This is a genomic window from Tessaracoccus pujii, from assembly GCF_055326215.1.
On record NZ_JBUZNP010000003.1, the window covers coordinates 300,163 to 313,220 of the forward strand.

Genomic DNA, 13,058 nt, shown 5'->3' on the forward strand with positions numbered 1-13,058 from the left:
GATCATGCCGGACCCCGCCAGGGCTGGGGTCAGGCCGACAGATCCCGACGGCGGGCCAACTTGGCGCGGGGCACCATGGTGGGCGGCGCTACGCCGTCGACCGCGTCCCGCGTGACAAGCACCTGGGCCACATCCTCCTCCGACGGCACGTCGAACATGACGTCCAGGAGCAGTTCCTCCAGGATGGCACGCAGGCCACGGGCCCCCGTGCCGCGCGCGAGGGCGAGGTCCGCGATACCCTCGATGGCCTCGTCGGTGAACTCCAACTGCACGCCGTCGAGCTCGAAAAGCTTCTGGAACTGGCGCACGAGCGCGTTCCTCGGCTCGACCAGGATCCGCACCAACGCTTCCTGGTCCAGCGGAGAGACGGAGGTGATCATGGGGAGGCGGCCGATGAACTCCGGGATCAGCCCGAACTTGTGCAGGTCCTCCGGGCGGACCGACGCGAACGGATCAGTGTCGGGCGTCCTGGCGTCTGCGGAGTTGTTGAACCCGAGCGGACGTTTGCCGATGCGCGAGTTGATGATGTCGTCGAGGCCGGCGAAGGCCCCGCCGACGATGAAGAGCACCTTGGTGGTGTCGATCTGGAGGAAGTCCTGGTGCGGGTGCTTGCGGCCCCCCTGCGGCGGGACGGAGGCGACGGTGCCCTCGAGGATCTTCAGGAGGGCCTGCTGCACGCCCTCGCCCGACACATCGCGCGTGATGGAGGGATTCTCCGACTTGCGGGCCACCTTGTCGATCTCGTCGATGTAGATGATGCCGGTCTCCGCCTTGGCGATGTCGAAATCCGCCGCCTGGATCAGCTTGAGCAGGATGTTCTCGACGTCCTCGCCGACGTAACCTGCCTCCGTCAGCGCGGTGGCGTCCGCCATGGCGAAGGGGACGTTGAGCATCTTGGCCATCGTCTGCGCGAGATAGGTCTTGCCGCAGCCCGTGGGCCCGATGAGCAGGATGTTGGACTTGCCCACCTCCACCTCGTCGTGCTCGGCGCGCCGACCGTGCGTCTCGTGCTGCGCCTGGATGCGCTTGTAGTGGTTGTAGACGGCCACCGACAACGCCTTCTTGGCGCCGTCCTGGCCGATGACGTAGGTGTCCAGGAAGTCACGGATCTCGCGGGGTTTCGGCAGTTCCGTCACCACGCCACTGTCTGCGGGCTCCGGGAACTCCTCCTCGATGATCTCGTTGCAGAGCCCGATGCACTCGTCACAGATGTAGACGCCGGGACCAGCGATGAGCTTCTTCACCTGCTTCTGGCTCTTCCCGCAGAAGTTGCACTTGAACAGGTCACTCGACTCGCCGATGCGTGCCACGTCGTCCACCTCCCTCGCTCGTAGATGTGCGGTAGTTGTCTGATTCCCCCACCCTACCCGGGAGGGGGCGCCCCCACCGGCGACACTCCAAGCGCCGTCGATGGGCCGGGGCCCGGAGGGTCAACGCCCACCGGGCCCCGTCTGCACCTGCTCTCAGGTGGCGTTCTTCAGCGACGGCAGGATGTCGTCGACGATGCCGTACTCCACTGCCTCGGGGGCGGTGAGGTACTTGTCGCGCTCGATGTCCTTGCTCACCTTGGCCAGGTCCTGGCCGGTGTCGGTGGCCAGCATCTGCTCCATGAGCGCGCGGATGCGCAGGATCTCCCGGGCCTGGATCTCCAGGTCCGACGATTGCCCGTAGCCGCCCTCGGTGGCCGGCTGATGGATGAGGATGCGCGAGTTGGGCAGTGCCAGGCGCTTGCCCTTCGTGCCGGCGGCGAGCAGCACGGCGGCGGCCGAGGCGGCCTGGCCCAGGCACACTGTCTGGATGTCCGGCTTGATGTAGCGCATCGTGTCGTAGATGGCGGTCAGGGCCGTGAACGAGCCGCCGGGCGAGTTGATGTAGATCGAGATCTGACGCTCCGGATCCATCGACTGCAGGCACAGCAGCTGCGCCATGACAGCGTTGGCGACCTCGTCGTTGATGGGTGTGCCGAGGAAGATGATGCGGTCCTCGAACAGCTTCGTGTAGGGGTCCACGCGGCGCATGCCGTAGCTGGTGCGCTCTTCCCACTGGGGGATGTAGTAGTTCATCGTCGCTCCGGTGGGGGCGACGCCCTGGGGCAGGTTGGTCATCACTGGTTCGGAGCCTCCGACTTGATCTGGGATGCACGCTCGTAAACGTGGTCGATGAAGCCGTAGTCGAGCGCCTGCTCGGCGGTGAACCACCGGTCCCGGTCCGAATCTGCTTCGATCTGGTCCACGGTCTGGCCCGTGTGCTGGGCGATGAGGCCGGCCATCGTGCGCTTGATGTGCAGCGACTGCTCGGCCTGGATGCGGATGTCCGAAGCGGTGCCACCCAGGCCACCTGAGGGCTGATGCATCATGATCCGGCTGTGGGGCAGGGCGAACCGCTTACCGCGCGTACCGGCGGAGAGGAGGAACTGGCCCATCGAGGCCGCCAGGCCCATGGCGACGGTGGCCACGTCGTTGGAGATCCACTGCATGGTGTCGAAGATGGCCATGCCGGAGTCCACCGACCCGCCCGGCGAGTTGATGTACAGGTAGATGTCCTTGTGCGGGTCCTCCGCGTTCAGCAGCAGCATCTGCGCACAGATGGCGTTGGCGTTCTCGTCGCGCACCTCCGAACCGAGGAAGATGATCCGGTTGGCCAGGAGGGACGAATACACGTTGTCGGTCATGCCGAGGCCGGCGCCCGCGGGCCCGGCCATTCGGATGTCGTTTCGAGTCTCAGTCACCCCCCTAACCTACCGGCAATCCGGCGGGACCCAAGCGCCGCGGTCCCTGTTCGCCGGAGGCATCTGCTGCCGACCCCCGCCGCAGACAGCGAGATCGCCGCGGGAGGGGTTCCCGCGGCGATCTCGTGGCTGGTGGGCCGACGTCAGTTCGCGTCGACCTCGGCCTCTTCGGCCTCTTCCTCGGCGATGACTTCCTCGGCCGCCTCGATGGCGTCGACCGCCAGCGTGGTGTCGACGGGGTTGCCCGCCTCGTCGGTGACCTTGGCGCTCGCGCAGATGGCGGCGAGCGCCTTGCCGCGGCGGATCTCCTGCATCCACTCGGGCATGTGGTTGTGCTCCATCATGTGGTTGATCTCGTCCTGCGGGCTCGAGTTGTTCTGCTGAGCCTTGCGGAAGATGAGCTCGGTGAGGTCCTGCTGGGACACGTCGATGGTGTTGGTGTCAGCGTAGACATCCAGCACGACCTGCGCCTTGAGGGCCTGCTCGGAGCGCTTGTCGATCATGGCCCAGAACTCGTCGGCGTCCTTGGCCTCCTCGTCCTCGGAGTTGGCGAGGTAGTCCTCGACGGACAGTCCGCCGCCGGCCAGCTGACGCTGCACCTCGTTGCGTCGGGCCTCAAGCTCCTTGGCCAGGACGGAATCGGGCAGGTCGAACTCGATCTGCTCGAGGACGGCCTCCAGGACCTTGTCACGGGCGTCGGCCAACTGATCGGCCTTCACCTGCTGCTCGGCCCCCTTGCGCAGGTCCTCCTTCATCTCCTCGACCGTGTCGAACTCGGAGATGAGCTGGGCGAACTCGTCGTCGACCTCGGGCAGATCCTGCTGCGAGACCTTCACCACGGTGACCTCGATCTCCGCGTCCTGGCCGCGGAACTCGCCGCCGACCAGGGTGGAGGTGAAGATCTTCGACTCGCCGGCTTTGAGGCCGGTGACGGCCTCGTCGAGGCCATCGAGCATGTTGCGCTCCTGGCCCACCTTGTAGGTCAGGCCCTCGGCGGTGGCTTCGGGGAGCGGCTCGCCGCCCTGCGAGGCCACGAGATCGATGGTCAGCACGTCGCCCTCGGCGGCAGCACGATCCACCTCGCTGGTGGTGGCGAAGCGCTCGCGGAGCAGCTCGATGCGCTCCTCGACCAGCTCGTCGACACTGGCGGGGTTCTCCACGGTGGCGGTGACGGCCGCGAAGTCCGGCAACGTGACCTCCGGGCGGACGTCGACCTCAGCCGTGAACTCGACGAGTTCCTTGTCCTCCAGCTTGGTCACCTCGACCTCGGGCTGCGCCATCGGCACGACCTTGTGCTCCTCAATGGCGGCGTTGTATGCCGACGGGATTGCCTCGTTGATGGCCTCCTGCAGCACCACACCGCGCCCGAAGCGCTGATCGATGACCGTGGCGGGCACCTTGCCCTTGCGGAAACCGGGGATGTTGACCTGTTCGGCGATCCCCTGGTAGGCCTGATCGAGGTGGGGCTTGAGATCGGCGAACGGGATCTCGACGGTGAGCTTGACCCGCGTCGGGCTCAGCTTCTCAACGGTGCTAGGCACGAAAGGACTCCTGAGGTTTGGATTGATCGGAGGTGAGTCTATCGGTCAATGTCCAGCCGACCAATCGCCCCGTAGAGTGGGTCGTCGTGATGACCAGCACCGTGACCGACACCGCCCTCGTCTTCGAGGGTGGCGGGATGCGGGCGGCATTTTCCTCGGGCGTCCTGGCCGCCCTGCTGGAGGCCGGCATCCACTGCGACTGGGTGGGTGGGATCTCCGCCGGGTCGAGCTGCACCGTCAACTACGTGGCGCGCGACGCGGCCCGCGCTGAACGCTCGTTCGTGGACTTCGCGGCGGAGCCGGAGTTCGGCGACTGGCGCACCTGGGCGCAGGGCAAGGGCGTGTTCAACGCCGAGTGGATCTACGAACAGACGTCGATGCCCCACCAGGTTCTGCCGTTGGACTTCGAGGCATTCACCCGAAACCCGGCCCAGGTCCGGATCGGCGGCTTCCGTTGCGACGACGGCGAGATGGTCTACTGGGGCCGCGACGACCTGGCGGACATGCCCTCACTGATGAAGCGTGTGCGGGCGTCGTCGACCATGCCGTTGCTCATGCCGCTGACCACCATCGACGGCGTGGACTACTGCGACGGCGCGCTCGGCCCCACGGGGGGCTTCGCCACCGACGCGGCCGAGGCGGACGGCTACGGGAAGTTCCTCGTGGTGACGACGCGGGAGCGGGCGTATCGCAAGGGCCCGGCCCGATTCCCGACGGCTTTCAAGGCGCTGTTCCGCCGCTACCCGGCCGTGGCCCGCGCCGTGCGGGAGCGCCCCGCCAACTACAACCGGACGCGCGACGACCTGCTGCGGCTGGAGCGCGAGGGTCGCGCCTACCTGGTCTTCCCGGACTCGATGCGCATCCGAAACTCCGAGCGGCGGGTGCCAGTGCTGCGATCGGTGTTCCAGGCGGGTCGCGCGCAGACCGAGCGCGAACTGGACGCCATCCGGGAGTTCGTCGGCCAGGCCTGACCGGCGCGCCCCTCAGGCGGCGGATCGCGCCATCGCCTGCTCGGCTGATAGACTCGCCGACGGTTCTGCGGATGTAGCTCAATGGTAGAGCCCTAGTCTTCCAAACTAGCTACGCGGGTTCGATTCCCGTCATCCGCTCGAGGTGCTGAGGCCCTTGTCAGACGTTGTTTCTGCAGGGGCGCCGGTCTTCAACGGGGCGTAGCGTAGTGGCTAGCGCGCCTGCTTTGGGAGCAGGAGACCGCAGGTTCGAGTCCTGTCGCCCCGACCATGAACCCCCTGGCCAGAGGCTAGTTGCCGCGATCGTCGCTGTCGTCATCGTCGGAGACCGTGCGGAGGAAGTCCTCGAACTCCGCACCCAGCTGGTCGGCCGACGGGATCCGGGAGGCTTCGGAGGCCCACAGGTTCGGAAGGTGCTGTCCCTGGACGAACGCGTCGTACTGCTGCTCCAAGGCGGCTACCACCGCGGCGATCTCATCGTTGCCCTCCACCTCGGAGGCGATGGCGCGCCGGTTGACTTCGGCCTTGGCGACGAGGCCGTCGTTGGGCAGGTTGAGCCCCGTCAGGTCGACGATGGCGTTGAGCGCCGCGAGGGCCCCCTCGGCGAACTCGGAAGCGGCGAGGTAGTGCGGGACGTGAATGGCGAAACCGGCCGCCTTGTGCCCGGACTCCCCCAGACGAAGTTCGAGGAGCGCGCCGATCGACGCCGGTACCTGCACCCGGCCGAAGGGTGAATGCGCCTCGCCGATGAGGGCGGCGTCCGTGGCGTGGGCCGTCATGCCCACCGGCCTGGTGTGCGGCACGCCCATCGGCACGCCGTGCACGGTCACCACCAGCGTCACCCCCAGTGCGACGACGAGCTCACGGATGGCCGCGACCACGCGCTCCCACTGGAAGTCCGGCTCCGATCCGGCAAGGAGGTGGTAGCTGTGCCCGTCACGGTCGGTGAGCCGCCGCAGCACCATCGAGGGAGCCTCGTACTCCGCCCACCGGTTGGTGTCGAAGATCATCACCGGGCGCCGGCCCCGGTAGTCATAGAGCCGGTCGATGTCGAAGGAGGCGATGACCTCAGCATTGCCCGTGCCGATGAGATGCTCACTGAGGACACGCTGGACCTGCCCGGCGTCGATGAAGCCCCCAAGGGCCACCAGGAGCAGGCCGGAACGCGGCTCGTTGCGGCCTGCGTCGGTCTCGAAGCGGTAGAGATCAGACGGGTTCTGCACGGCTGGAGCCTTTCACGACAGGTGATTCACCTTGGGGCTGCCCGCCGGACGCCACACGGGCCCCCAGCGGACACCGCCCCGCAACAGACGACGGACACTGGTGCCCACCGAGCCTACCTTGGCGTCACGAACCCGTCAGCCGGCCGCCCCGGGCCGTCGTTCGGCAAGCCTCCGCAGGGCGGGGGTGGAGCTCATGCCGTGGACCACCACGGACAGCAGGATGGTGAAGGCCACAGTGGACCAGAGCCATGACTCGTCGGTCAGCGCCACCAGCCCACCGGCGTAGGCCAGGTAGTACAGCGACCCGATGCCACGGACACCGAAGAACGCCGCGACGGCACGCTCCCTGGGCAGCAGCCCCCCGGGCAGCGAGGTGTCGCGGGCCGCCACCGCGAGCGAGAGCCACGCGGCAACCGGCCGGATGACGAACACCAGGGCCACCGCCACGACGCCCCCACGCCAGTCGAGACCCGACAACAGCGAGCGGGTGAGCGCCATGCCGAGGAAGAGCAGGATGACGAGGATGAGCAGCCGCTCGAGGTAGCCGATGACCTGGTGCATGGCGCGATGGTGGTCGTGGTGGCGTTCCACGCTGCGCAGCGCCAGGCCGCACGCGAAGACACCCAGGAATCCGTACCCCCCGACCACCTCCGCGGCGCCGTAGGCCAGCACGAGGGCGGCGACCGCCAGCAGGGGTTCGCCTCGCTCCGCGACGCGGAACCGATGGTCGGCGGCCCGGAATGCCAAACGCCCCACGCCCCAGCCCACGAGCACCCCCACCACGACGCCCAGGGTGATCCGGCCGATGAAGTCCCAGGCGAGCCACGCGCCACCCCACTCAGCCACCGGACCGCGGGAGGCGAGATACACGGCGGCGTACACGAAGGGGAAGGCAAGTCCGTCATTGAGACCGGCCTCCGACGTGAGCGAGAATTTCACCTCGTCGCGTTCGTCGGGCTCTGCCTCATCCGCCGACCCGCCTGTGCTCGGACCGTCCACCTGGACGTCGCCGGCGAGGACAGGGTCCGTCGGCGCAAGGCAGGCGCCCAGCAGCAACGCCATGGGGGCGGCCACGCCGAGCATCCCCCAGCCGAGCAGGAACACCGCCCCGATCGTCAAAGGCATGGCCACGAGCAGGAGCCGCCAGGTGGGCGACCAGGACCGCCACGCGCGACGACTCAGCGGCCGGTCGAGGGCCAGACCCACTCCCATGAGTGCCACCAGCACAGCCACCTCGGTGACGTGCTCGATCACCCTCCGGCCGGCGACCGGGTCAAGCGACCATTCCTCGGGAAGGGGCATCAGGCCGATCAGCATCCCGAGAACGAGCAGCACCAACGGCGCCGACAGCGCAATCGACCGCACGAGCACGGGCGCCAGGACCGCGACGAACAGCGCCATCCCGGCCACCAGATACACGGCGTCAGCACTCATGGAGCGCTCCTGCGCTGACGACGAAGACACCTGTACCGGTCATCGGCCAGATGTGCGGCGGGAGCGGTCATCTTCAGCACCCTAGCGGGTGCGATTTCCGGACGTGCGATCGCGCATGGGCCCGCCCCTGGCGAGTTGAGCGAGTGGCCGTCGTGGCCGACATTCGGAACATATTGCGGCGCCGAGCGGCCTCCCTCGCACTCGCCCAGTCTGCGCCCCCAGAACATGAGCTGCGAGCCCGACCCAGAGCCAACCGAAGCCGCAGAGGTCGGGAGGGCGATGGCCAACAACTGAATTGTCACGATTTGGCAACGTCACCACGCAACGCTTGACACATCTTCGACGAGCATGATTTGATCGTTTCAACCCGACAGTGCGTGCCGGGCTTATTCCCCTCGATGGAGAGGTTCAGCGGTGTCGGATTCACCCCTACCCGTAGTCTCGCTGCAGCACGCGGTGAAGACATTCGGGCCAGTCGTCGCCCTTGCGGACGGCAGCATCGACCTCTACGCAGGTGAGATCCACGCACTCTCCGGCGAGAACGGAGCTGGGAAGTCGACCATCGTCAAGGTGCTGGCAGGGCTCTACCACCGGGACAGCGGGGAGTTCCTGCTCAACGGGAGCCGGGTCTCGTTCGGCTCCGTCGCTGACAGCAAGGCAGCTGGGGTCTCGGTGATCTACCAGGAGCCCACCCTGTTCCCTGATCTCACGGTCGCTGAGAACATCTTCGTCGGGCGCCAACCGCGAGGCCGCTTCGGCATGATCGACCACCGGGCCATGCGCGACGAGGCCGCCAAGCTCTTCGCCGAACTCGGCGTACCGATAGACCCGGCACGGTCGGCGGAGGGCCTCTCGATCGCCGACCAGCAGATCATCGAGATCGCTAAGGCGATTTCGATGGACGCGAAGGTCCTCATCATGGACGAGCCGACGGCGGCGCTCAGCGGCCACGAGGTGGAGAGGCTGTTCACCGTCGCCCGCTCCATCCGTGACAAGGGCGCTGCGCTCATGTTCATCTCGCACCGCACCGAGGAGGTCTTTGCCCTCTGCGACCGGATCACGGTCATGCGCGACGGCCGATACGTGACCACCCGGATGATTTCGGAGACCACGCCGGCGCAGGTCGTCCGCGACATGGTGGGCCGAGAGATCGATCAGCTCTTCCCGAAGATCCCCTCGAAGGTCGGCGAAGCTGTCCTGACCGTGGACAAGCTCAACCGCGATGGTGTCTTCCGCAACGTGTCGTTCGAGGTGCGCTCCGGCGAGATCGTCGGCCTCGCGGGGCTGGTCGGTGCGGGTCGCTCCGAGGTGGCCCGCGCCATCATGGGCGTGGACCCCGTGGACAGCGGATCCGTCACCCTGCTCGGTAAGCCGCTGCGCCTGGGTGACCCCAGCGCGGCGATGAAGGCGGGCATGGGGTTCGTGCCTGAAGACCGTCGCAAGCAAGGGCTCGTGATGAACCTCTCCGTGCTCCGCAACACGACGCTGACCCTGCGAGACGAACTCTCCCGCTTCGGGTTGATCTCTGCCCGCCGTGAGGCGGAGGCCGCGGCGGAATGGACCAGGAAGCTCCAGGTGAAGTCGGCCACCCCGCAGCATTCCGTCTCCACGCTGTCAGGCGGAAACCAACAGAAGGTGGTGCTGGCCAAGTGGCTGGCCCGCGAGCCCCGGCTCCTCATCGTCGACGAGCCCACCCGTGGCATCGACGTGGGCACGAAGGCAGAGGTGCACCGCCTGCTGTCCCAGTTGGCCGCGGATGGCATCGCCATCCTCATGATCTCGTCGGAATTGCCAGAGATCCTCGGCATGGCCGACCGCGTCGTCGTCATGTGCGAGGGCGCCGTCACCGGCGAGTTCTCCCGCGACGAGGCCACACCCGAACTCGTCATGGCAGCAGCCACCGACCACGCAAAGGCGGCCGCAGCATGAGCACCACCACCGTCACCACCACGGCGCCGGTCCGCCGGGCGCGCACCTCGCCCCTGAGGAACCTCATCGGCATGCGCGAGTTCCCGGTCACCCTCGCGCTCATTCTCCTGGTGTTCTTTACCTGGATGTCCAATCCCCGGTTCCTGGCACCCCAGGGCCTGAAGGATCTCCTGCTCAACGCCACCATCATGATGATCCTGGCGGCGGGCCAGTCGCTCATCATCACCACCAAGAGCGTGGATCTGTCCGTCGGATCGACGCTCGGCCTCACCGCCTTCCTCACCGGCACCCTCTTCGCGACGGTCCCTGAAATCCCGATCGTGGCGGTCTTCCTCGCCGGCATCGCCTTCGGGGCGCTGCTCGGCTCGATCAACGGGCTGCTCGTCACCACCGCCAGGGTGCCGGCGATGGTGATCACCCTGGGCACCCTCTACGTCTTCCGCGGCATCAATAACTGGTGGGCGGGATCCACCCAGTACTTCGCCGGTGACCGCCCTGCGGACTTCGGGAACCTCAGCGTCTCCACGCTCGTAGGTATCCCGTTCATCACGCTCATCGCCATCGTCGTGATCATCTTCGTGACCCTCTTCCAGCGGTATTCGCGCTCCGGCCGCGACCTCTACGCCATCGGCTCAGACCCAGCCGCGGCCGTGGTGTTCGGCATTCCTGTAGGCCTGCGCGTGTTCTCCGCGTTCCTCGCCAACGGCGCCCTCGTCGGCTTGGCGGGGGTCCTGTACGCCAGCCGCTTCAACTCCGTCGGCGCCACCACAGGCACCGGCATGGAACTCGAGGTGGTGGCAGCTGCGGTCGTCGGCGGCGTCGCGATCGTGGGCGGGGTGGGCACGGCCGCGGGTGCGGCCATCGGCGCCCTGCTCCTCACCACCATGACCGGAGCCCTCACCGCCGTCGGCGTGGACAAGTTCTGGCAGCAGGCGGTCGTCGGTGGCCTGATCCTGGTGTCCATCCTCATCGACCGCCTGGCCGCGATGCGTCGCGCCGGGAAGCTCCGGAAGGCAGCCGCATGACCGAGATCGAATCCTCCGCACCCGTCCGGTCTCCTCGCCGCCCGCTGGGTATGTCGCGCTTCCTCCTGGGCCGCGACGCGCTCATGACCTACATCCTCGTGGTCATCCTGATCACCGCCTCAGTCATGGTGCCACGGTTCGCACAGCCCCGCACGGCCACCTTCATGCTGCTCGACGTCGTCGCCATCCTGCTCATGGCCATGCCCATGACCCTGGTGATGATCAACGGCGACATCGACCTGTCGGTGGCCAGCGTCGCCGGCCTCTCCAGCGCCGTCCTCGGCGTCCTCTACGACGGCGGCATGAGTTTCGGGCTGGCCATGGTCATCTGCCTCGTCGTCGGCGCCGCCTGCGGCGCCTTCAACGGCCTCGTCACCGCCTACATCGGGCTTCCGGCGCTGGCCGTCACCATCGGCACTCTGGCCTTGTTCCGGGGGCTCGCCCTGGTGGTCATCGGAGACCGGGCCGTGGCGAGGTTCCCAGCCGAGGCCACCCAGTACGTGACCGGAGTCATCGGGAACACCGGCATCCCGCAGGTCATGATCCCCGTCGGCGTTCTCATCGTCGCCTTCGCCGTGGCGCTGCACATGACGCCCTTTGGACGGGGGCTGTTCGCGCTCGGCAATAGCCTCGAGGCTGCTCGCTTCGTCGGTATCAACACCCGACGGAGCCGCTTCACCTCCCTGCTGGCCTCTGGAATGGTCGCGGCCATGGCGGGCATCTTCTGGACGCTGCGCTACTCAAGCGCGCGCAGCGACAACGCCACCGGCCTGGAGCTGGCCGTCATCGCCGCTGTAGTCCTCGGTGGCGTGTCGGTGTTCGGCGGAAAGGGCTCCATCTGGGGATCCGTCATGGGCGTCCTCATCGTGGGCACCATCAACTACGCCCTCCGCCTCAACCGGATACCTGAGGTGGTGCTCGTCACCATCACCGGCCTCCTTCTCATCACCTCCGTCGTGGCCCCGTCGATCGGTGCCTCCTGGAGCTCTTGGCGGCATCGACGCCGTCGCAACCGGGACGTCAGTCCCACCCTCACCACTGGCGCCGTCGGCGCCTGAAAGGAATCCACAATGACCAGAAAGCCCCTCAGCCTCGCGCTGAAGCTCGGTTCCGTCGTGGCAGCGATGTCGCTGGCGCTCACCGCCTGTGGCGGCGACACGGCGACCACGCCGACGGCCTCCGGGACGACCGACAGTGACACCACATCGTCGGCCGCGCCTGCCCCCGCCGGTGACCTCTCCATCACCTTCATCCCCAAGCAGCTCAACAACCCGTACACCGACGTCGTGCTCGGTGGCGGCGAGGCGGGCGCCGAGGAGGCCGGCTTCGCCGAGGCCAACGTCGTCGGCCCGCTCGACGCGTCCGCTTCGAGCCAGGTGTCGTTCATCAACGCCGAGACGCAGGCCGGAACCAACGTCATCGTGATCGCCGCGAACGATCCCGATGCCGTCTGCCCCGCCCTGCAGGAGGCCCGCACCGGCGGCGCCAAGATCGTGGCGTTCGACTCCGACGCCAACCCCGACTGCCGCGACGTCTTCATCAGCCAGGTCGTGGCCGAGGACGTGGCCAAGATCCAGGTTGAGATGATCGCCGAGCAGATCGGCGGCGCCGGCGAGATCGCTGTCCTGTCCGCCACGGCCAACGCCACGAACCAGAACGAGTGGATCAAGTTCATGGAGGAGGAGCTCGCCTCCAATCCCGAGTACGCGGACATCGAGTTGGTGACCAAGGTCTACGGCGACGACGACGACACCAAGTCGTTCCAGGAGGCCCAAGGTCTCATGCAGGCGTACCCCAACCTAAAGGGGATCATCTCCCCCACCACGGTCGGCATCGCAGCCACCGCGCGCTACCTGTCCACCTCTGAGTACAAGGGCAAGGTCTTCCTGACCGGCCTCGGCCTACCGAACGAGATGCGCTCCTTCGTCAAGGACGGGACCGTCTCCGAGTTCGCGCTCTGGGATCCGGCACAGCTCGGATACGTGGCCGCTTACGCCGGTTTGGCCCTTGCGGACGGCACCATGACGGGCGAGACGGGCGACACGTTCACCGCAGGCGAGATGGGCGAGCGCGAGGTCGGCGAGAACGGCGTCGTGATCGTCGGGCCCCCGGTGCGCTTCAACGCCGAGAACATCGACGAGTACGACTTCTGAGTCCCCTGGTCGGCCGGCCGCACGTTGCATCTGCATCGGCGGCCGGCCGACCACCTT

At 67.3% G+C, this 13,058-nt stretch carries 11 protein-coding genes and 2 tRNA genes; 7 read left to right on the forward strand and 6 right to left on the reverse strand.

What is annotated here, in order from left to right:
- Positions 1–29 precede the first annotated feature (29 nt).
- The 4 genes from clpX to tig all read right to left on the reverse strand — a co-directional run bounded on the left by clpX (position 30) and on the right by tig (position 4,269).
- The gene (clpX, locus tag ACZK5N_RS05665) at positions 30–1,310 is read right to left on the reverse strand and encodes an ATP-dependent Clp protease ATP-binding subunit ClpX (protein ID WP_459019281.1); all 1,281 of its coding nucleotides are present in this window, start codon (positions 1,308–1,310) and stop codon (positions 30–32) included.
- 153 nt (positions 1,311–1,463) lie between these two features.
- Complete coding sequence (locus ACZK5N_RS05670; RefSeq protein ID WP_459020363.1) at positions 1,464–2,063, reverse strand: ATP-dependent Clp protease proteolytic subunit; 600 nt, start codon at positions 2,061–2,063, stop codon at positions 1,464–1,466.
- A 41-nt stretch (positions 2,064–2,104) separates the two neighbouring features.
- Positions 2,105–2,701: an ATP-dependent Clp protease proteolytic subunit gene (locus ACZK5N_RS05675; protein WP_459020362.1), complete on the reverse strand. Its 597-nt coding sequence runs from the start codon at positions 2,699–2,701 to the stop codon at positions 2,105–2,107.
- 170 nt (positions 2,702–2,871) lie between these two features.
- Positions 2,872–4,269: a trigger factor gene (gene tig, locus ACZK5N_RS05680; protein WP_459019280.1), complete on the reverse strand. Its 1,398-nt coding sequence runs from the start codon at positions 4,267–4,269 to the stop codon at positions 2,872–2,874.
- 89 nt (positions 4,270–4,358) lie between these two features.
- Here tig and ACZK5N_RS05685 point away from each other — a divergent pair, with 89 nt between their 5' ends.
- The 3 genes from ACZK5N_RS05685 (at position 4,359) to ACZK5N_RS05695 (ending at position 5,508) form a co-directional block, all read left to right on the forward strand.
- Positions 4,359–5,240 (forward strand): patatin-like phospholipase family protein, encoded by an 882-nt coding sequence (locus ACZK5N_RS05685; protein ID WP_459019279.1) that lies wholly within the window; start codon positions 4,359–4,361, stop codon positions 5,238–5,240.
- A gap of 67 nt (positions 5,241–5,307) precedes the next feature.
- Positions 5,308–5,378: transfer RNA gene (locus ACZK5N_RS05690), tRNA-Gly, on the forward strand.
- 54 nt (positions 5,379–5,432) lie between these two features.
- A tRNA-Pro gene (locus ACZK5N_RS05695) sits at positions 5,433–5,508 on the forward strand.
- Between the two features lie 19 nt (positions 5,509–5,527).
- On the opposite strand, the gene ACZK5N_RS05700 is transcribed toward ACZK5N_RS05695, so the two are convergent.
- Complete coding sequence (locus tag ACZK5N_RS05700; RefSeq protein WP_459019265.1) at positions 5,528–6,460, reverse strand: proteasome assembly chaperone family protein; 933 nt, start codon at positions 6,458–6,460, stop codon at positions 5,528–5,530.
- 135 nt (positions 6,461–6,595) lie between these two features.
- Positions 6,596–7,894, reverse strand: a complete 1,299-nt coding sequence (locus tag ACZK5N_RS05705; protein WP_459019264.1) for a cation:proton antiporter — start codon at positions 7,892–7,894, stop codon at positions 6,596–6,598.
- A gap of 414 nt (positions 7,895–8,308) precedes the next feature.
- Here ACZK5N_RS05705 and ACZK5N_RS05710 point away from each other — a divergent pair, with 414 nt between their 5' ends.
- Genes ACZK5N_RS05710 through rhaS form a run of 4 tightly spaced genes read left to right on the forward strand, consistent with a single transcriptional unit; the run spans position 8,309 to position 13,001 of the window.
- Entirely contained in the window at positions 8,309–9,823 is a 1,515-nt protein-coding gene (locus ACZK5N_RS05710; protein ID WP_459019263.1) for a sugar ABC transporter ATP-binding protein, read from the forward strand.
- Positions 9,820–10,848 carry an ABC transporter permease gene (locus ACZK5N_RS05715; RefSeq protein ID WP_459019262.1) on the forward strand — a complete coding sequence of 343 codons (1,029 nt, stop codon included), beginning with the start codon at positions 9,820–9,822 and terminating at the stop codon, positions 10,846–10,848. Before ACZK5N_RS05710 ends, ACZK5N_RS05715 begins: the two co-directional genes overlap by 4 nt.
- Positions 10,845–11,906 (forward strand): ABC transporter permease, encoded by a 1,062-nt coding sequence (locus ACZK5N_RS05720; protein ID WP_459019261.1) that lies wholly within the window; start codon positions 10,845–10,847, stop codon positions 11,904–11,906. The genes ACZK5N_RS05715 and ACZK5N_RS05720 overlap by 4 nt, the downstream gene beginning before the upstream one ends.
- A 12-nt stretch (positions 11,907–11,918) precedes the next feature.
- A complete protein-coding gene (gene rhaS / locus ACZK5N_RS05725; RefSeq protein WP_459019260.1) occupies positions 11,919–13,001 on the forward strand; it encodes a rhamnose ABC transporter substrate-binding protein in 1,083 nt (360 codons plus the stop codon).
- Positions 13,002–13,058 lie beyond the last annotated feature (57 nt).

Excerpts from the sequence above, each read along its gene's own strand:
- ACZK5N_RS05675 (WP_459020362.1), bottom strand. The coding sequence starts at position 2,701 with ATGGCCGGGCCCGCGGGCGCCGGCCTCGGCATGACCGACAACGTGTAT.
- rhaS (WP_459019260.1), top strand. The coding sequence starts at position 11,919 with ATGACCAGAAAGCCCCTCAGCCTCGCGCTGAAGCTCGGTTCCGTCGTG.
- ACZK5N_RS05705 (WP_459019264.1), bottom strand. The coding sequence starts at position 7,894 with ATGAGTGCTGACGCCGTGTATCTGGTGGCCGGGATGGCGCTGTTCGTC.
- ACZK5N_RS05715 (WP_459019262.1), top strand. The coding sequence starts at position 9,820 with ATGAGCACCACCACCGTCACCACCACGGCGCCGGTCCGCCGGGCGCGC.
- ACZK5N_RS05670 (WP_459020363.1), bottom strand. The coding sequence starts at position 2,063 with ATGAACTACTACATCCCCCAGTGGGAAGAGCGCACCAGCTACGGCATG.
- ACZK5N_RS05685 (WP_459019279.1), top strand. The coding sequence starts at position 4,359 with ATGACCAGCACCGTGACCGACACCGCCCTCGTCTTCGAGGGTGGCGGG.
- ACZK5N_RS05720 (WP_459019261.1), top strand. The coding sequence starts at position 10,845 with ATGACCGAGATCGAATCCTCCGCACCCGTCCGGTCTCCTCGCCGCCCG.